This is a genomic window from Maribacter sp., assembly GCF_039974175.1.
Classification (GTDB): Bacteria; Bacteroidota; Bacteroidia; order Flavobacteriales; family Flavobacteriaceae; genus Maribacter_C.
Window position 1 is genome coordinate 1,504,754 of record NZ_JBDWJN010000010.1, and the last position, 19,625, is coordinate 1,524,378.

A 19,625-nucleotide genomic window follows, 5' to 3' on the forward strand; every position below is an offset into this window, starting at 1 on the left:
AGGTGAAACTTATTTTTTGGACAAGAAATTAATCATATTGAATAGAATTTTATCAGCCACAGGGTCTTTGCCTAAATTTTCGACCAAGCGTAATTGCGAAATTAAATAGCGTCCTTTTCCAGAATGAACGATTGCCAATTCAGAACCCCACCAAGATGCACCAGGGCCTGAATAGTTCATTTTATGTTCTTTCGAAAACCAATCAAAGGCAACCGTGCCGACTATGACCTCAATTTTAGTTTCTTCCTTAGCTCTTAAATCGCGCAGGGTGGTCATTGGCCAAACATTTTCATAGACATTTCGCATCATTCCTTTTGTGGGAAGTCCCTGAAAAATAGGATGTTCATGTACTATATGCCCCATGCAAGTCCATAATCCTACCGCTGGGTGTGCGTTTGCGGCAAAAGGAAATAGACTATTGGAGTGGTCAGTATCTTCTTTGGTGCCATCAATGTAAACAACAGTTCCTCCTTTTTTGACAAAAGCGTCAAGGGCAGTGAACCTTCTTTTATCTAATGCAGTTTTCGGTAATGCTTTGGTGACGAATACGGGCACCGTAATATCGGTGTATTTTGAAAAGTTGGTAGTTTTGATTCTAGATTGCTTTAAGAACGGAGATAGGGTTTTATCGCTATCTAGTACTGCAACTTTCGTTGCTGTGGTAGTTAGTGCGTTCGTATTAAAAACATCAAAATCAGTTGTGTTTTGGTTCAAAACGGTACCATCGGTTGAAGTGACTTCTGCTGATACCAAATAGCTACCAGACCAATCTGAGGTATTGATCTTCTGCTCGAGAAGTTTTGAAACACCCGAAGCCCAATCAATATTCATTTGTTGTTCAAAGACTGTTTTCCCTCTAAGGTCGCTTATTTTTATTCGTAAGTTGGCGGTTACACTTTCCAAATCATTGATACCATTAATGCTTAGGTCAATTCCATTTTTGGAATAGGTATTACGAGGTTCCGCCCGAATTGATAATAACTGTGGTTGGTTGGCCGCTTTGGTCGCTTCGTACGCGTATGACTTCGGATTTCTCCAGAGGTCAATGAGTCCCGCGCCTAAAATCCAGTCTCCAGCTGCCAAGGCGTGAATGCAATAGCCATCGACCTTAGGATTTGACCGCACCGCTTCTATCATGCGTTTGTTCGCAGCTCCGTGAATTTGTTGCTGCTCTAAATAAAATTGCTGCATATCAGGATAGAGCTTCTTAAATCCACTTTCTTCCAAAAGCGCTTCCTGTTCCTTGGCCAAACGCATGTGATAACGATAGGCGGGCGTTAGCGGATTTCCATCTTTTTCGAACTTTTGATTGTTAGTCGTCAAATCAGGAAGGCTTCCATAGCCCAATTCCGAAACAAAAGACATTAATCCCGGAACAACATTTCTACCCGGTGTTTTTGCTTTATACCCTCTGGCTTCCTTCTCTTCTTCCGTTAGGCCAATCGATAAATAACCGTCATACTTGGCTTTTGTAATAAATGGTCCGGGATAATTGTGAATATCATTAAATTTCGTTGGCTCGAATTCATTGGGCAAATACATATTTGCTCCAAACGCCCATCCACCGGACTCGTCTAGAATTAAACGCGTCGGGTCAAGAGTTCTAGTGACCATGGCCATTGGTCGCATCAATTGTTTTAGAACGGGTCGATGTAATTCATTAAAGAGTTCCCATTGTACGATACTGGCTCTATTTCTATCACGCAGAATGGTTTGTGTTACTTCATTTTCAACTCTTTTCGATAAATACGGAGTCGATAAAGGCAATTGCATGCATTCCAAGGCAGGACTCCCGACCACAAGTACACCCATTTCATCAGCCAAATCTAACCACATAGGCGTCGGTGGATGTCGCCAAGGTCGAATCATATTGAAGCCAGCTTCCTTAGCCAACTGAATTTCCCTTATCGCCATTTCTTTAGAGTCTGGGTAAGCTATTCCATTGGGATAGAGTCCCTCAAAAAATGTGGCTTTGATATATATAGGCTTTCCATTGAGATAATAATCTTTGTCTTTGATCGTAAGTTCGCGTAAGCCGAAACGATCACTCCATGTATCTGAAACTGCTCCGTTGGCCGTTACGCTAAGTTCGGCCCTATACAGATTTGGGTGCTCAGGAGACCAATACGTTGAACTAGGAATTTCTAAGGTGTAGTTCTTTTTGTTTTTCCCAGGATGGACTTCCCAATCTTCTTTTATGCTGGCAATAGTATTGGTCGTATCGGTCTGTGAAGTGATGTTAATTTCAATCGCTGCAGTTATTCCCTTAATGGCTGTTTGGTCTAATGCTACATGAAAGGTCGCCGTATTATCGCTGATTCTCGGTTCGATAAAAACGTCGTCCACATAAATTTCATTGGTGGCAACTAGTTTCACTTCTTGCCATATTCCACCTGAAATGCCGCCCCGCCATTGTGGAGTCTCCAAGGGTTTCACACCATCTACCTCTTTGTCTGACAATAAGATAGGGCCTACGACCCGAACAGTAAGTACATTCTTTCCTCCAACATTTAGCAACTCATCTACGCGAAATTCAAAAGGTGTAAATCCTCCTTCATGGAAACCGACTACTTCATCGTTTAGCCAAAATTCAGATAGGTAATTGACCGCGCCAAAATGCAAGCGAACTACTTTATTCTTCCAGTCTACAGGTACGCGAAATTCATGGCGATAAAAACCAACTCCTTCGTAATCTTGCCGTATCAATTCCCAACTGCTTGGTACTTGAATTTGCTGTATGTTCGGATGGTTTTGAAATATGGAATCTCTTTGCCAGCCGGCAGACCTTCCCTCATTGGTTTCATCAAAAATAATTTCCCATTGGCCGTTAAGAGAAAGTTCAGTCTGAGCAAAACAAAATGCTTGTATACCTAAGAGAAATAGCAGCACAAAAGCATTTTTAGATTTCATAAACTATAGTTTAACGAACCACGCGGCCAGAGGCATTGCCTCCCATCAATCGTTCAACCTCGGCTCTAGTAGAATAATTGAAATCTCCTTTTATAGAATGCTTTAAACATGAGGCTGCAACTGCATAGTTTACAGCAGTTTGTGTTTCTTTTAATTCAGGAGTAATAGAAGCAAATATCAATCCCCCTGCGAAGGAATCACCACCACCAACGCGATCAACTATATTCTTAATCTGATAGGGTTTATAATTTCCATTTTCATCCAATGGCGCAAAAGAAGGCGTATCTGTCGCGGCATCAAACAGCATCGCTCCCCAATTGTTATGGCTAGCCGAGAGACTTTCACGCAGGGTGATGGCTACTTTGCTTACATTGGGAAATTGTTGCACTACTTGCCGTGCTACATCTGGGTATCGAGAAGTATCTAATGCACCTGAATGCACATCAGTATCTCCAGCTTGAATGCCCAAAACATCATGGCAATCTTCTTCATTGCCCACGACTACGTCAATGAAAGGCAAGATATCGCGCATGGTTTTTTGCGCCAGTTCTTTGGCAGAATAATTGGCATCCCATTTCCAAAGTTTCCCTCTAAAGTTTAAATCGATAGAAACTGAAGCCCCTGCAGCCTTGGCTTTTTGCGCCGCAACAAGTGTTGCTTCTGCAGCAATTTTCGAAAGTGCTGGGGTAATTCCACTCAAATGCAACCATTGTGCATCTTTAAAGATATGCTCCCAGTCATAGGCGCTAGCCGGTGTAATGGATACCGCCGATTCAGCCCTATCGTAAATTACATTACTAGGCCTTTGGTTTGCGCCTGTTTCCAAAAAGTATAACCCCAGCCGACCAGTATCGGTTCTCAATATATAATCGGTGTCAATACCAACTGCCCGTACGGAGTCCATTGTGGCTTCAGCCAAGGCGTGTTTGGGTAAGGCTGTTATATAACGGGCTTCTCCTCCAAAATTGCAAATGGATGCAGCTACGCTAGCTTCGGCGCCAGCATAAGTGACTTCCAAATTTCTGGTCTGTCTTAAACGCAAATTTGCTGGTGAGGCAAAGCGCCCCATAATCTCTCCAAAGGTTACTACTTTCTTCATATGTTTAGATACGTGGTTCTATGACCTGATTTTTGTGATTAGGCTTCTAATTTCTTTTGCGTTGTTGGTAATCGTACTCCAATCTTCAGATTGAATCAAGTTTCTTTTCGCCACCCATGTTCCGCCAATAGCGGTTATCAAACTAGATTCCAAATAGGTAGGAGCATTACTTAAATTACACCCTCCTAAGGGAATAAACTTTAATCCCAGATAATTATAAGGTGCCGACATACTCTCCAAATGTTTTATTCCTCCCGAAGTTGCCGCCGGGAAAAATTTCAGAATGCGACACCCTTCTTGAATTGCAATTTCGATGTCTGACGGTGTCATTATGCCAGGTGCGAATGATAAGCCTTGCCTATGGGCTTCGGCTATAATTTTTGGATTGCAACCCGGCGAAACCGCGAAATCTGCGCCTACATCTACCACTGCTTTTACTTGGTCAACGGTCAAAACGGTTCCGAATCCTAAGGTTATTTCAGGCACTTCTTTTTTAATGATTTTGGCCGCAGCTAATGCTGCCGGAGTACGAAGCGTTAACTCAATGGTATCTACACCACCCGCTAAGAGTGCATTGGCCAAGGGAACGGCATGGGTTACGTCATCGACAATCAATACCGCAATGATTCCTGCCTGGTCTATTTTTTGTATCAAATCAGGCGACATGGCCTGTTGGGAAATCTGTTCCATACTTTGGTTTTCGGTTTTAAACTTGAATTTGCAAATACTGTTCGAAGATAGTATTGCCACAACAAATTAATAAAACCAATGAACATAATTAGAGGCGAAATGGTTTTAGTACATCAGATCGCCATCGAAATTCGTTTTTTTATCAAATAATCATCCAAGGCCAAATGCGAACAATCGTGACCAATACCACTATTCTTTATCCCCCCATGAGGTAGATATATAGCATACTTCACACCATTGATTTGTATTTCACCAAATTGTAGCTCTCTTGAAAAACGTTCGATTCGTTTGTGATCATTGGTGAAAATATAAGAAGCCAATCCGTATTCTGTGTCATTTGCCAGGTCTAAAACTTCATCATCTGTTTCAAAGGACATTAAAGAACCTATGGGGCCAAAAGTTTCTTTTCGAAACACCTCCATATCTGGTGTCACTCCAGAGAGTACAGTAGGTTCTAACCAGTTGCCCTTCTCTTTACCTTCTGGAATATGGCCACCGTATTCTAGTATGGCTCCCTTAGCAACAGCGTCTTTGATAAGTGCAAACATTCGGTCACGGTCTTTTCTAGAAACCATGGGTCCCATATCCGCCTCAGCATCCACGCCATGACCTAATTTCAGTTCAGAAGCTCTTTTAACATAGGCCGCCAAAAACTTATCATATATATTTTTATGTACAAAGATGCGATTTGCGGCCACACAAACTTGACCTGTATTACCATATTTTAAGGCAATTCCTAATTCCAATGCTTTTTCGAAATCGGCATCTTCGAAAACAATAAAGGGAGCGTTCCCTCCCAACTCCATACCCAGTTTTTTTATTGACGTTGTACTGTCAGCAATGACTTTTTGACCCGTAGCAGTAGAACCAATCATGGTTAATACAGCGGGAATTGTACTTGTGGTCATGGTATGCGCAACCTCACTACTAGGACCGCAAAGAATATTCACCACCCCCGCAGGAAAATCAATAGTATGTAAGATTTCACCCATTAAATAAGCCGACATGGGCGAAGCTGCAGAGGGTTTTATTATCAGAGAACAGCCAGATGCCAAAGCTGGGCCCATCTTGAACCCAACGTTCAGAAGAGGAAAATTCCATGCCAAATAGGCGACCGCAACCCCAGCGGGTTGATGTACCATCTTGTGGGTATGGGTATTTTCGTAATCGGGTATTTGCTCATCTCGCATATTCTTCATCGCTGCGGGATACCATTCCAAAGCGTTGATTACAGCCTCAATATCTTCCCAAGCGCCAGCATAGGTTTTGCCCATCTCGTAAACCATTGCTGAACGCAAGTCGTGCTCTCTTTCTAAAACGGCAGTTCTTAGTTTACGCATCCATTCGGTACGCTCTGCCAAAGACAATTTCGACCAATATGCAAAACCTTTTTGGGCAGCCGCTAATGCCAACTCTGCATCTTTGACCCCCGCCCACGCAATTTCAGCGGTCTTCTCCTCATTTGCCGGACAAATTACCGAATGACGCTTTCCATCATGGGCATCAACCAATTTTCCATCGATATACAATTTTAGATATCCGAAATCCATTGCTTATTGCTTATTGCTTATTGCTTTGCTTAAATTAAGATTTCAGTTGCATAGTGGCGTACCACATCTTCTTTAATTTCAATACCCAAACCTGGGCTATGAGGTACATCAATATAGCCGTCTTGCATCTGTATTGCAGGAGCTGTTAATGCTTCTCGAATACCATTTTCAGTTCTATCGTACTCGATATAAAGGTCTGGAGGGTATAATCTTCCCGGAATTGGTTCTAAATTAGCAATAAAATGTAGGGCTGCATGAAAGGCAATTCCAGTGCCCCAAACATGAGGAATGACTTCTACTCCCCTTGTACTTGCCAAGGTGGCAATTCGTTTTGCTTCCGTTAGGCCCCCTGCAGCACAAATATCAACCTGTAAAATATCTACCGAGTCATTTTGCAGCAATTGCTGAAATCCGTATCGTAAATATTCGCACTCGCCTCCTGCGATGGGTATGCTGGTCTTACTTCTTAATTCGCGATACTGATGGTAAAACTCAGGGGAAACAGGTTCCTCGAACCATTCGATATCATAGCCTTCTAACTTTCTGGCCAATTCAGCCGCTTCTCGCAGGCTATAGGCATGATTAGAATCTATCATTAGTTTGATATCCTTCCCTAATGCTTCCCGCACTGCCTGTACATGTTCAACATCGGCAGCAATTGAAAAACCAACTTTCATCTTTATAGCTTTGAAGCCTTGGGCAACATAATTTTTTGCCTCATCTGCTAAATCTTGGGTAAGTTTATTCGATTTAGAAAAATACAAACCTGTAGCATAAGGAACTACCTTTTGCCGATGTTGCCCTCCCATAAGAACGCTTACGGGTTGCTGTAAGACTTTCCCTTTCAAATCCCACAAGGCAACATCAACGGCACTTATAGACGCCGATAAAACGCCTCTTCGAGCATAATCTAAAGTTTTTCGGTACATTTCAAACCAAAGCGTTTCCTGCTCTATGGGGTTCTTTCCTATTAATAGAGGGGTTATTAGTTCTATTCCTGCCTTTATGACATCTGCCGGACCATAGCCCTCACCCCAACCACAGATACCGTCGTCAGTGGTTACTTTTACAATGCAAATGCGCCTTTCACTGTATTCCCATTGTGAAAAGAAAAAGCTTTCTTGAAGCTTATCAGATAAAACAAATGCCTCTACTTTACTGATTTTCATATGATTATTGGTTGGTTCATACTATTTGAATCGAGTATTAAATTTAGGAAAGGTATTACAAAAAAATAGTTGGCAATTATCTAGGATTGACCCTATTTTAACCCAGACCGAAAGGATTCATCAGATAAGCTAGCAGAATACGGTCTAGTCAATACCTATTTCGCACATAAAACTAAGAAATAAGTTCAAGGTTTTGCCGTCTGAAACTACTATAACCGTCTCTAAAACTACTGGGAGAAGTTCCTTTGAAATTTTTAAATGTTCTGTTGAAATTTGTCAGCGAAGAAAAACCAACGTCGTAACATATCTGTTTGATCGGTGCTTCGCCATTAATTAAAAGTTGACAAGCCTTACTAATTCTTACTTCATTCAAAAACAAAGAAAAGGTCTTGTTGGTTCGGGTTTTAAAAAATCTACAAAATGCTGGAGGTGTCATTGCCGCAACAGTTGCTATTTCTTCTAGGTAAATATTCTGTGCATAGTTTGCCGAAATATAATTGATAACCTTGTGCAATCGATTTTCACCACCAACTTCTTTCGGAATAGAAAAATTAGGACTTGATAAGGTCTTATGGTCTTGGCTTTTTGATAAGGTTTGCAATATGCCTAGAAAGGAAATCAGCTTTTGGGCGGACGAAGCTTTGCACAGCTTTAACATGGATTTATGCACCAGTGCCTGAATTTTTCCGGAAAATAGAAGTCCCCGATTCGACTCTTTTAAAAGCGCTTTGATATGGGTTAGTTCTGGCAACGAAAAAAGGTCGACACCGTCAAGCACTTTCGGAAATTTTACCACAATAAAATCCACCACTTCATCTTTGGTGGTACGCTCATCGTTGCGCCATAAATGAGGTAACCATTCACCCACTAGTACGAGTTCCCCTTTTTGAAAGTTGGAGATATGATCACCAACAATACGCATACCATGACCTTTTAAAAAGTATATCAGTTCGAACTCTTTATGAAAATGCCAATCGCCACCTACATAAGGCCTATGCACTCTCCTTGCTACAATTGAGCTAAGAGCATCTTGTTCCGAAGGTTTAAATTGCAGTTTCATCTGCTGAATTTTACTTTTTAGTCGGCCAGATGTAGTTCGCCCATAGCACTTTCGTTGCGTGCTAAAGAAGTTATTTGGCTCATTTCACAGCTTTAAACTAGTTAATAATTAACCCTTTTACAAATCCTATTCATTAAATAGTGTTAAAAAACAGTAAGGAGTCTTTTATATGCGCTTGCCAATAGGACCATTCATGCGCACCTGGAAATTCCTGATAAATATGTTCTATTTGTGAATTTTTTAGATGTCCGTGCAAAGCGCGATTGGCCTCCAGTAAATCATCGTCAAGGCCACAATCAAATCGAATTTTTGGCAAGTTTGAATTTTGATTGCTCAACATTGCGATAAGGGAATTTTCCTGTTCTGGAATTTGCCTGTAGTTTTCTGTGGCTTCTTCAACGAACAAGGGCATTTGTTCAATATCGGTTATCGCTGAATGTGCAGAAATAGCCTTAAACTTTTCGAAATACTTAATACCCAAACGAAGTGCTCCAAAACCTCCCATAGACAATCCTGAAATAAACCAATTTGATGTCGAACTCACTTGTGCGATGTTCTGCTGAACCGCTAAAGGTACATCTTCAACAATCCATTTTTCAAAATCGTTTTGACGGTGCGGAAGATAGGCTGAGCCATCACCCCATAAACCGTCAGATGGCATTGCGATGACCATGGGTTGTATCGTTCCTTTTTGTATCATTTCCCAGGCCGTTCGATGAACCCCCGCTTTTTGCGACCAGACCCAGGCACTTCCATATACACCATGCAGTAAAATCACTAAGGGCAGGTTAGCCACATTTTCAATAGGAGGAACAAACACGCAAATATCACCCCGGCCTTTTAAATTATTGGTTTTAACCGTAATAAACCGAAGATTATCACTTTCAAATCGCGGGTCTGATATTTCCGTAGTTCTAAATGCTTTTTCCATCATTAAAATACGATTACACCTTTGGCATTTTTTCCTGATAACATGTCGCCAAAAGCTTGTTCCAATTGGTCTAAAGAATAGGTTCTGGTTATCATTTCTTCTAGCTTTAATTTTCCCGATTGGAAATGAGTAATAATATTAGGAAAGTCTTTTTCAGGATTACAACCGCCGTATAAGGGATTAATATACACCTTATCCCATTCAAACAGATTCATATCAACGGTGATTTCTTGCTCTATTCCACTGACTTGAACCGCCGTTCCCGCATTTCGTACCATTGCCAATGGCGCTGCCCCCAATTCTGGAACTGCGGTGCACTCAAAAGCATAGTCGGCCCCTCGGTTTTCTGTAAGCTTTTTGACTTCTTGAGCCGCCTGTAATAATCCTTTATCATTTTTATCTGCCAAAATGGTATGCGTGGCACCAAACTTTTTTGCCAATGTTAAACGATTTGCGTTGATATCTATGGCAATAATTTTACCCGCCTCGCTGACTTTTGCTCCTTGAATAACGCTGAGGCCAACCCCGCCAGTACCTAATACTACAACCGAACTGTTTTGCTTAACTTTAGCAGAATTTACCACCGATCCATAACCCGTCATTACCCCGCAACTTATGATGCTGGCTGCTTCAAAAGACATTGCTGAAGCCGTATTTTTTACTACTGCAGAAGCTTTCACTAAGGTATACTCAGAAAGGGTACCGATATTAAAGGAACGTTCAATAGGTTGTCTGCGATAGATAGTACCTTCTAAATGGGCATGGCCTTCGGTATATCCATTACCTCCGGCTACTACCGGAGAATTCTTTTCACAAATATGTTCATTACCACGAATACATTGAAAACAAGTTCTACATGGAGTCGCCCAATTCAATATGACCGAATCTCCTACAGTGACATTGCTTACATTAGTGCCGATTGCTTCTACAATTCCAGAACCCTCATGGCCCATCACTATCGGTTTTCCCCAATGCAGTGAATCATGGTCTGTATGGCAAAGTCCAGCTGCCATTATTTTTACCAAAACTTCATCCGCCTTGGGTTCTGCAACGATTACCGAATCGATGACAAAAGTTCCGTCGCCTTTTGCAATTGCAGCTTTTGAAGTTATTGACATGTCTGTATTTCTTTTTTACGCATCTAAAATGAGATTTACGGGTTTTAAAGGAACAGCTGTATTAGAAAGTTTAACCTTAGCAATCAATGCGCTACTTTTAATAAGTTTTGTGCCAACTACATAAGCTTTTGCATTGTTGATGGCATCAACAGAGAGCAAGTTGTTGCCCCTAAAATACCAAATTGAGAAACACGGTTGTTCTTTTTCTTCTTTTCGAACTATGATGTTATCATATCCTTCAGCAAGTCCCACAATTTGAAGTTTGATGTCGTATTGATCAGACCAAAACCAGGGTATGGCATCATAGCGGACGTCTTTTCCGCAGATGGCCGCAGCTGCGATCTTTGATTGGTCAACTGCATTTTGAACCGATTCCAATCGAACATAGCGGTTATAATGCAGATTATGGTGATAGCTACAATCGCCAATGGCATAAATATCATCATTACTGGTCTTTGCCGTTGCGTCTACCTTGATTCCGTTTTCGATGGTTAATATGGCCTGTTCGGCAAGCTCTTTGTTGATGTGAATGCCCACTCCAATAATAATAATATCAGCGGTATACTCTGAACCATCGGAACAGATGATACCACTTGCACTGGCCTTTTGCTCAACCGCTGTTATCTTTTTACCGGTATGAATTTCAACTCCGTTATTAGTATGTAATTCTTGAAAGAAGTCTGACATTTCAGGAGCGGTAACTCGAGCTAAAACTCGATCTTCCCTTTCTAGAACGGTAACCTCAGCACCCAGTACTTTTAAAGAGGATGCAATTTCAAGGCCTATATATCCTCCACCGATTACTACCACCTTCTTTTTAGGATTTCCGTCTAAAACTTTTCGAATTCCCTCTACATCAGCTGCAGTTCGAAGCGGAAAAACAGCATTTGCATCAGCCAAGCCTGGGATCATTGGAAAAATGGGTCTGGCGCCAGTTGCCAACACTAGGGTATCATACCTTTTAATGGAACCATCTTCGAATTCAATTTGCTTTTCATCAGCATCTAGTGATACCACTTTGTGACCCAATTTCAATTGAATCTGTTCTCTTACATAACTATCTCTTGATTTTAAAGGTATTGCGCCAGACGCTGTAGTATTGGTCAAATATGTTTTAGATAAGGGAGGTCGGTGATATGGCAGTTCAGTATCTGCATCATACAACACGATTTCACCCTCCCAACCTTCTTTTCGCAACGCAAAAGCGCAATTTACACCAGCGTGGCTTGCACCAATAACGACACAAGTTGAACGATCTGACATAGCTCCTTATTTCGCAACTTTCAATACAACACCGTCAAGGATGGCACTAACTTCTAGTTGACACGACAAACGACTATACGCATCGGCATTATCATCGAGCTCAAGCATATCGGTTTCTATTTCACTTGCGGAACCCGTTTTTTCCATATCTTCAGGTCGAACATGAACATGACAGGTGGCGCAGGAGCATACACCTCCACAATCGCCATCGATTCCTTTAACGTTATGCTCAACCGCCAATTCCATTACAGAACCAGAAGCTGCTTCTAATACTATAGTTTCGTTGTCGTTGGTGATAAATGTTATTTTGGCCATACTATTTGGTAATTGGATTAAACTTCACATTGATATATTCGTAACCCACCTTGCGTTGGAACTCTTCTAGGTCTTCGATGTTTTCTTTACAGTCGAACAATTCGATGCTAGCCACCTTTTCGGATAGCGTGCTCAATAATACGTTCATAATTTGACGGGCATGAGAAGCTCCCAAACAATTATGGTGACTAAAACCAAAGCCAACATGCGGATTGATTTTACGGTCGACTACAAGTTCATTCGGATTTTCAAAGACAGAGGCATCACGATTGGCAGAAGCCCAACAAAGTGAAACCCTTGTATCTGCTTTTATGGCATGTTCACATACCTGGGTGTTTTCAGTAACCACACGACCCATTTGGGTCAAGGGCGAAAAGTAGCGAATCATTTCTTCAACTGCTTTCCTGATGATTTCGGGTTCCTTTCGCAAACGTTCTAACGACTCTTGATGCTCCGATAAATACGCAATTGCATTCGTAACTGCATTGATAATGGTATCACGACCTCCCGCAAAGGTCAAAACCATAACACCTTTAACTTCTTCCTTAGTCAGTTTTTTGCCGTCTACTTCTGAGGCCAAAAGCATGGAGTACAAATCCTCTCCGGGCCTTTCAATGGCACGCTCAATTTGCTTATCGATATAATCATATAAAATATTCGCCTTATCGGCATCTAAAGCGGTGTCTTCACTGCGGAATACGTGTGTTCCCCAAGATATCCAAGTTTCTGCTTCTTCATATGGAATATTCAATAGCAAGGTTAAGGCACGTGATTGTATAACAAGTGCGAATTCTTCGATCACTTCAACTTTATCTTTTTGCAAGGCCTCATCGACCAATGCCGAGATTTGGGCTTTTAGTTTTTCAGTATATTCCACCTGCAAGGGTCTTTTGAACCAAGGAGCTACCAAGGCACGATAAATACCGTGAATTGGTGGGTCTAACTCGAAAGGAATCTGGCGCGTTTCACGAATATTCACTTCGGACGGTACAACAATACGGCCCGGCTTAGCGCCCGACTTAAAGGTTTTATAGTTGTGGGCGGTTTTACGAACGTCTTTATGACGCAGTATCATTTTTACCGCATCATTCTGGTCATTCAAGTCGCCCAGCCCTTTCTCTAGACGCGCATTTTCGAAGGGGTCGGGTAATGCACTTTTTTCCATCGCAATTGAATTTATCTGGATTCCTATTTCCTACCACACAAAAATTAGGATAAAATTTCAAAAAGAAATACTCAATTTTGATCAATAAATATACTATTCTGTATTAAATTGACCTATTTTTACTTTTTTTTGTTAAAATAGAGTATGAAACCGTATTTAGAACCGATACCCTTAGGGAAGGAAAAAACCATTTTGGGGTTTGAATATAAAGCCGATAATTTTGAAACGCCTTGGCATTTTCATCCACAACACGAACTAACCTATATTGAAGAAAGCGTTGGCACCAAATTTATTGGTGATTTTGTAGGCCCTTATGAACCCGGAGAATTGGTTCTGGTTCGTTCAAACCTTCCGCATTGCTGGAAAAATGTACAAAATGAACCGGGTCAATCGAAATCTGTAGTGGTGCAATGGAACAAAGGTATATTTCCAAAAGTACCCGAACTGCAGCTTGTTTTTGACCTGCTGCGTACGGCGACAAAAGGAATTCTCTTTGATAGGAAGGAAACAGAAAAATTGATTCCGTCTATTAAAAATTTGGCCATCCTTGATGGGCATGAACTTTACATTCAATTGCTGCATCTACTTTCCCAGCTTGCAAAATGCTCGTATCAAACCTTATCTGAAGCAAGTTTTATTGACGACCTACCTACAGAATACGGAAGTCGCATGTCTAAAGTTCACGAGTTCATTTCTGATAATTTCAGTCGTAAAATATACCTCAAGGAAGTCGCTGATAAGGTCAATCTTTCTGAACAATCGTTTTCTAGATTTTTTTCTAAAATGATGGGGCGTTCCTTCATTACTTTTCTAAATGAGTATCGCATTAACATGGCTGTTCGTATGTTATTAGATACCGATAGTTCAGTTGCCCAAATCGGATATGCCTGCGGATATGAGTCATTGCCCTTTTTCCATAAGCAATTTAACAAGTTTAAAAGGTGCTCCCCACTGGTTTATCAAAAAAAGTATAGGTACAATTGATTTAGACTTTACATCAATTTGCTAAATTGTCCTTCCAACCTGCCTGCAATTGAGTAGTCAATTCAGATACCAATTCAGGATGTTCATCAGCAATATTTTGCGTCTCATGAGGATCAGTCTGGTGGTCGTACAATTCCACATCAATAGGCATCGCAGCAGCATTGGTTCTGTCTTTCCAAGCCACAAAGCGATATCTTTTTGTGCGCATCGAATACCCCATTAAATTATGCTCAAAAAAGTCGCGATCCCATTGGTCGCCTTGTTGCCTAATTATTCGACCTTCTACCTCCTCAATCAAAGGTCCAAAATAAGTTTCTCTCATTGCTGCGGTAAGTGGGTTTGCTGCCCATTCGCGCAGCGCTGGACTCGGAAATTGACTAAAAACGGCTTTTTTCCATTCTTGTTTTGGGTTTTCAAGTAAGGGTGCAAAACTCTGCCCCTCCAAATGCTCGGGAAGTTCAAGTCCTGCCAATTCAGTTAGGGTTGGATACATATCAATAAGCTCTACCAACGCCTCTGTTCTTTTTCCTTTACTTGCTTCGGGCATATTGGGTGTACAAATCATCATTGGTACTCTAGTGGCTATTTCATAATTCGTAGCTTTTCCCCAAACGCCCATATCTCCGAGGTGCCATCCATGGTCGCTCCATAAAATGATGATGGTATTTTCGCGTTGCCCTGCTGCTTCCAAAGCCGAGATCATTTTCCCAATCTGAGCATCGACGTAACTTACAGAAGCTAAATACGCATGTTTTAAAGTTCTGGCCAATTCCCCTGCTATAGGTCCACTCTTCGGAATGCCGTGGCGTACGCGCAGTTCAAATGAAGCGTGCAATCCCATGGCTGCTCCATCTTTGGGTGCATCAACATATGCTGCCATGGGAATTTTCTCCCGCTCATATAAATCCCAATATTTTTTTGGGGCATTCCAATCTAAATGCGGGAGGCGAAAGCCTAAACCGAGAAAAAAAGGCTTGTCATTCTTTTCGACCATCTCTTGCATAGTAGCGATGGCGAGTGCTGTATGATAGCCATCAATGTATTCATGGTCTTCTACATCAGCCATTTCATAGGCCGGACCACGACCAAGCGCATAATGGTCAGCCTTACTGTACTTGGCCCTTATTTCCGCCTGATTCTTTTTATAAATCTCTTGGTTTTCCTTTGTGGCGTAGCCTCCTGGATAATCTGGTCTCTTAAACTTAAGCCTTTCAACGGCAGGTTTACGACTCCAAGATAAGGTTGTGTCGGTAAATTTCCCATGATAAATTTTACCGGTATAAACCGTTTCATAACCATTGCTCTTAAAATGTTGTGGCAGCGTAATAATATCAGGGTTTTCATCCCTAAAATAGGTGTAGTTTTCAAATACTCCTATAGTTTCTGGGCGGGCACCGGTCATCAAACTGGCGCGTGAGGGACTGCAAATTGCTTGTTGGCAGTAGGCATTTTCAAACAATAAACCTTGGCTGGCTAGCTTGTCAATATTTGGGGTGATAGCGATATCCGAACCGTAGGCACCTAATTCTGGCCGAAGGTCATCTACCGCTATAAACAGTATATTGGGTTTTTTAATCGACATTTCCTTGACATTTTGTTCTTGACAAGAAAATAGCAGTGACAAAACCATAAAAACAAGGACAACTTTTTTCATAATCTTCGCGTACAGGGTTATATTTCTTTTTGCGGAGCCAGTGCCATTTGTACTTCTTCAATGGTCATGTTTTTGGTTTCTTTCAAATACTTAAAAAGAATGACCAGGCCAACAGCTACCGTGCTGGCATAAAAAAGTAGGGTATAACTAATACCCATATTCGACAATTGCCACGGAAAAAATGTTTGGACGAATGAACTTGTGATACTGGTAACAAACACAAAAAACGGAATGGCCATTCCGCGATTGGAAATAGGAAATATCTCTGAAAACAATACCCACATTACGGGTCCGACAGTGCTTTGAAATGCTGCTATAAAACTTAAAATTCCAATTAAAATAAGTAGGCCATGGATATTCGCCGCTTTTTGTATCAAAGCGCTTGAATATGCTTTGGCATCTGCCTCACCCAAAGTTTCAGTCAACGCATTTTTGAAATCGATATCGCTTTCAAAGGATGTGCCGACGAGCACATCTAATCGCTCTGCATTTGGAATGACTGTCAACTCAGTTACATGCGCTTCACTCATCGTATAGTTAGCCGTTTGAAAACCGTAGAAGCAAATTCCCAAACTAAGAATAATCCACATCATTCCACCAAGAATCATGGGCCGGCGACCAATTTTATCTACTGCCATTAGTCCTAGAATCGTAAAGACAACGCTAATAACACCAATCCAAATAGCCTGCGAAAATGCCGCATCTGTACCCATCCCCAGTTGTTCAAACACCGTTGGGGCATAAAATAATATCGCGTTTATTCCAGTGGCTTGTTGAGCAATTGCCAAGGTAATGGCAATAATAAAGGTGATGCGTATGGGTTTGCTAAAAACTTCTTTTAATTGTGCCCAATCGGAGCGATCCACATCTTTGCCCTGCAAAGATTCCTGCATTTCAACAATCTGGGTCTCCACTGCATTCTCAGGAATTACTTTTCGCAAGGTATCTTTGGCTTCGCCTATTCTTTCTTTGAGTACTAGCCAGACTGGGCTTTTTGGAATAAAGAATAAAAGTACAAACCAGAGCAGCGCAAATAAGATTTCCGAACCTAGCATCCAACGCCAAGTGTTCGTATCGATACCCAAAGCGCTCACCCATTCAGCTCCCGAATTGGCTAAATTTTGAACCATATAGTTCATGAAATAGGCTGCCGATAGGCCTACAACAATATTGATTTGAATCATTGAAGCGAGCTTTCCGCGCCATTGAGGCGGGGCTATTTCACCAATATACATCGAAGCCATAGAGATGGAACTGAACGCAAGTCCGCCTAGAAATCGAGCGGCAACCAAAGTCCAATAATTGGGTGCGAATGCCGAACCAAGTGCTGAAATCAAATAGACCGCCGCCGATATTTGAAGTGTTTTTTTTCTTCCTAGTTTGTTACAGGCGTAACCGACGAATAGCAGGGCCAATAAAACACCCCATGCTGGTGCGCCAACTGCTGTACCAAGTTCAATATCTGAAAGTTGGAACTCATCGGTAATAAAATTAACCGTTCCTGAAATCAACGCTGCATCAATACCGAATACAAAACCACCCATGGCCACAATTGTCGCGTATTTGAATGCATTTTTTTTATGTGAGGCCATAAGGATTACGAATTGGTTGGTTATGAATAGTTGTTAATTCCAGATTACCGGCATAAAAACGGTCATTTCACCCTGTCCGCGATTACTCCAAGTGAAATATGGAATCAATTGAGTCGAATACGTTTCCAATGTAGGCTTGCTTACTTCATTGTACATGCCTTTTAGTTCATCTTTGCGGATATGCAAATCGGTTTCTATCGTAGTTATTCCTCCCAACAACTTCGGTTTATGCACGGCTTTCATTTTGGCACTGCCGGAAATATAAACGTCAGTAATATCTGTTCCTTTGGGAAGATCTGGCGATTCTAAGGCGTATACAACAGGACCTCTTTTTACCGCAACTTGATTCCTGACTTCCTCAATTCTAGGATGACCTTCGATAAACTTCGTTTGCATAGGCATGTTTAGGGATACTTTATCGCCCGTTGACCATTCTCGTTCGATTTTAGCAAAACTTCCTGGAACGATATTTTCGACAGTCACCCCATTTACATTTAAAGTACTTCCTTTAGCCCAGGCAGGAATACGCAATAACACTTCAAACGATTCTGACTTACTTTCCTCAATGGTTATTTCAACCAAACCATCCCAAGGGTAATTGCTTTTTTGGGAAATTTTGATGTTTGAACCATCTACCAAAGTGGTCTCTAATTCATTACCTCCGTAGAGATTCACAGCGATACCATTTTCAGTTTTGCTATAGGCCCAAGCCGGAGATTTGGCTATGGTACGCACCAAGTTCGGCGGACAACAGAAACATTTTAAATACGGTTGTCGTTCTGGAAACTCCACATTCATATTTTCGTAATCCAAGGCGGCATCAATTTTTCTCAGGGGGTTGGAGTAGTAATAATCTTTACCTCCGAGACCGATTCCAGATATTCCGCTGTTGTGTAAGACCAATTCCATGATGTCACCATGTTTAGCATCACCCGTTAGGGTCAACATACGATAGTTGAACATCGAATTGCAGATGTTTGCACAGGTTTCATTGTAGGCGGTCATATTCGGCATCATGTACTCATCGATAAAACCTTCCTCAATTTTATCGAGGCGTGAAGATCGTCCATAATGCGTTTGACCAACGGCCCCTGTGACATACATTTTTTTATTGGTCACATTGTTCCAAAGACGATCCAAAGCCTCAATTAAAGCTTTTTCTCCTGTTTCAGCATAAACATCAGCTGCCCCTGCATAATAGTACAATGCCAAAACCGCATGACCAACGGCTTCGGTTTCTTTTCGAAGGGGCACACGCTCTTGTACCATATCACCTATAGGATAGCCTTTGGTCGCTTCAGTGTCGTTAATTTCATAGGTGCCACGTAGATTAATGAATTGTTCAGCTAACGTCAAGTAGCGTTTGTCTTGAACCGTACGGTACAATTCTACTAGACCCATGATTTGGGTTTGGTTAAATCCGAAACGTTCCAATTCTGGACTAATAGGCACAAAAAGGTCATACAAGTAATCGGCATGTTTGATGGCAATGTCTAAAAAATTGGTTTTGCCGGTCACACGGTGATGTATACAGGCACTAGTCAATAAATGTCCACTGTTGTACAATTCATGATATCTCCTATTGGAAAAAGGTGCCAAGTCATCACGGATTATTATTGGCGTTGAGAGGTATCCATTTTCTTGTTGAGCCTTGCCGATGATTTCAATAATTTCGTCCATTTCTTGAACGATTTTCTCGTTCTGGTTAACGGCATAAATGTACATGCTAGCTTCCATCCACTTGTAGAAATCACCATCATGCCACCACCAACCTTTATGCTCGCCGTCTTTGAGCCCGGCAGCGATTTTAAAATTATTTAATCCATGACCTATATCGCCTTTCAATAAGCTTCCCATGTAGGGTACCATCGTTTCTTCGGCCTGTTTCCATTTCTCAGCCCAGAAGCCCTCTGTCCATTGGCAATCACCGATGTCGATACTTTTCAATTTGACATACGGACTATTCGTATTGTTAATAACACCGCGAGCATTGTCTTTGATCATGGCAATGGTTTTTTGTTTTTTTTGATTTTGAGCTTTTGCTTCAGAATGCTCACAAGATGAAATTGTGACCGCACAACCAACTATAGCTAAGGTCAACCTAATTGCTTTATTCTTTTTCATA

General features: G+C 41.5%; 15 protein-coding genes. 1 reads left to right on the plus strand and 14 read right to left on the minus strand.

Translation table 11 applies throughout. The features are described from left to right. Positions 1 to 9 precede the first annotated feature (9 nt). The 11 genes from ABJN95_RS15750 to ABJN95_RS15800 all read right to left on the minus strand — a co-directional run bounded on the left by ABJN95_RS15750 (position 10) and on the right by ABJN95_RS15800 (position 13,270). Positions 10 to 2,910 (minus strand): sugar-binding domain-containing protein, encoded by a 2,901-nt coding sequence (locus tag ABJN95_RS15750; protein WP_348371646.1) that lies wholly within the window; start codon positions 2,908 to 2,910, stop codon positions 10 to 12. Positions 2,911 to 2,920: 10 nt separating this feature from the next. Next, a complete protein-coding gene (locus ABJN95_RS15755; protein ID WP_348371648.1) occupies positions 2,921 to 4,009 on the minus strand; it encodes a sugar kinase in 1,089 nt (362 codons plus the stop codon). An 18-nt stretch (positions 4,010 to 4,027) separates the two neighbouring features. Continuing rightward, the gene (gene eda, locus ABJN95_RS15760) at positions 4,028 to 4,699 is read right to left on the minus strand and encodes a bifunctional 4-hydroxy-2-oxoglutarate aldolase/2-dehydro-3-deoxy-phosphogluconate aldolase (RefSeq protein ID WP_348371651.1); all 672 of its coding nucleotides are present in this window, start codon (positions 4,697 to 4,699) and stop codon (positions 4,028 to 4,030) included. A gap of 113 nt (positions 4,700 to 4,812) precedes the next feature. Next, positions 4,813 to 6,249 (minus strand): NAD-dependent succinate-semialdehyde dehydrogenase, encoded by a 1,437-nt coding sequence (locus ABJN95_RS15765; protein ID WP_348371654.1) that lies wholly within the window; start codon positions 6,247 to 6,249, stop codon positions 4,813 to 4,815. Positions 6,250 to 6,278: 29 nt separating this feature from the next. After that, complete coding sequence (locus ABJN95_RS15770; RefSeq protein WP_348371656.1) at positions 6,279 to 7,418, minus strand: mandelate racemase/muconate lactonizing enzyme family protein; 1,140 nt, start codon at positions 7,416 to 7,418, stop codon at positions 6,279 to 6,281. A 172-nt stretch (positions 7,419 to 7,590) separates the two neighbouring features. After that, the gene (locus tag ABJN95_RS15775) at positions 7,591 to 8,478 is read right to left on the minus strand and encodes an AraC family transcriptional regulator (RefSeq protein WP_348371657.1); all 888 of its coding nucleotides are present in this window, start codon (positions 8,476 to 8,478) and stop codon (positions 7,591 to 7,593) included. A gap of 133 nt (positions 8,479 to 8,611) precedes the next feature. Beyond that, the gene (locus ABJN95_RS15780) at positions 8,612 to 9,412 is read right to left on the minus strand and encodes an alpha/beta hydrolase-fold protein (protein WP_348371659.1); all 801 of its coding nucleotides are present in this window, start codon (positions 9,410 to 9,412) and stop codon (positions 8,612 to 8,614) included. Next, complete coding sequence (locus ABJN95_RS15785) at positions 9,412 to 10,527, minus strand: alcohol dehydrogenase catalytic domain-containing protein (RefSeq protein WP_348371660.1); 1,116 nt, start codon at positions 10,525 to 10,527, stop codon at positions 9,412 to 9,414. Before ABJN95_RS15785 ends, ABJN95_RS15780 begins: the two co-directional genes overlap by 1 nt. Positions 10,528 to 10,542: 15 nt before the next feature. Further along, on the minus strand, positions 10,543 to 11,790 hold the full coding sequence (locus ABJN95_RS15790) for an FAD/NAD(P)-binding oxidoreductase (RefSeq protein ID WP_348371661.1): 1,248 nt from the start codon (positions 11,788 to 11,790) through the stop codon (positions 10,543 to 10,545). Between the two features lie 6 nt (positions 11,791 to 11,796). Further along, complete coding sequence (locus tag ABJN95_RS15795) at positions 11,797 to 12,105, minus strand: 2Fe-2S iron-sulfur cluster-binding protein (RefSeq protein WP_348371663.1); 309 nt, start codon at positions 12,103 to 12,105, stop codon at positions 11,797 to 11,799. A 1-nt stretch (position 12,106) separates the two neighbouring features. After that, entirely contained in the window at positions 12,107 to 13,270 is a 1,164-nt protein-coding gene (locus ABJN95_RS15800; RefSeq protein ID WP_348371665.1) for a cytochrome P450, read from the minus strand. 144 nt (positions 13,271 to 13,414) lie between these two features. Here ABJN95_RS15800 and ABJN95_RS15805 point away from each other — a divergent pair, with 144 nt between their 5' ends. Next, the gene (locus ABJN95_RS15805) at positions 13,415 to 14,254 is read left to right on the plus strand and encodes an AraC family transcriptional regulator (RefSeq protein ID WP_348371666.1); all 840 of its coding nucleotides are present in this window, start codon (positions 13,415 to 13,417) and stop codon (positions 14,252 to 14,254) included. Positions 14,255 to 14,267: 13 nt separating this feature from the next. Here ABJN95_RS15805 and ABJN95_RS15810 read toward each other — a convergent pair whose 3' ends face one another. The 3 genes from ABJN95_RS15810 to ABJN95_RS15820 are packed head-to-tail and all read right to left on the minus strand — an operon-like array spanning position 14,268 to position 19,624. Next, positions 14,268 to 15,908, minus strand: coding sequence for a sulfatase (locus ABJN95_RS15810; RefSeq protein WP_348371668.1), 1,641 nt, complete (start codon positions 15,906 to 15,908; stop codon positions 14,268 to 14,270). 17 nt (positions 15,909 to 15,925) lie between these two features. Then, positions 15,926 to 17,500, minus strand: coding sequence for an MFS transporter (locus tag ABJN95_RS15815; protein WP_348371670.1), 1,575 nt, complete (start codon positions 17,498 to 17,500; stop codon positions 15,926 to 15,928). A gap of 33 nt (positions 17,501 to 17,533) precedes the next feature. Then, complete coding sequence (locus ABJN95_RS15820) at positions 17,534 to 19,624, minus strand: beta-L-arabinofuranosidase domain-containing protein (protein WP_348371672.1); 2,091 nt, start codon at positions 19,622 to 19,624, stop codon at positions 17,534 to 17,536. Between the last annotated feature and the right edge of the window lies 1 nt (position 19,625).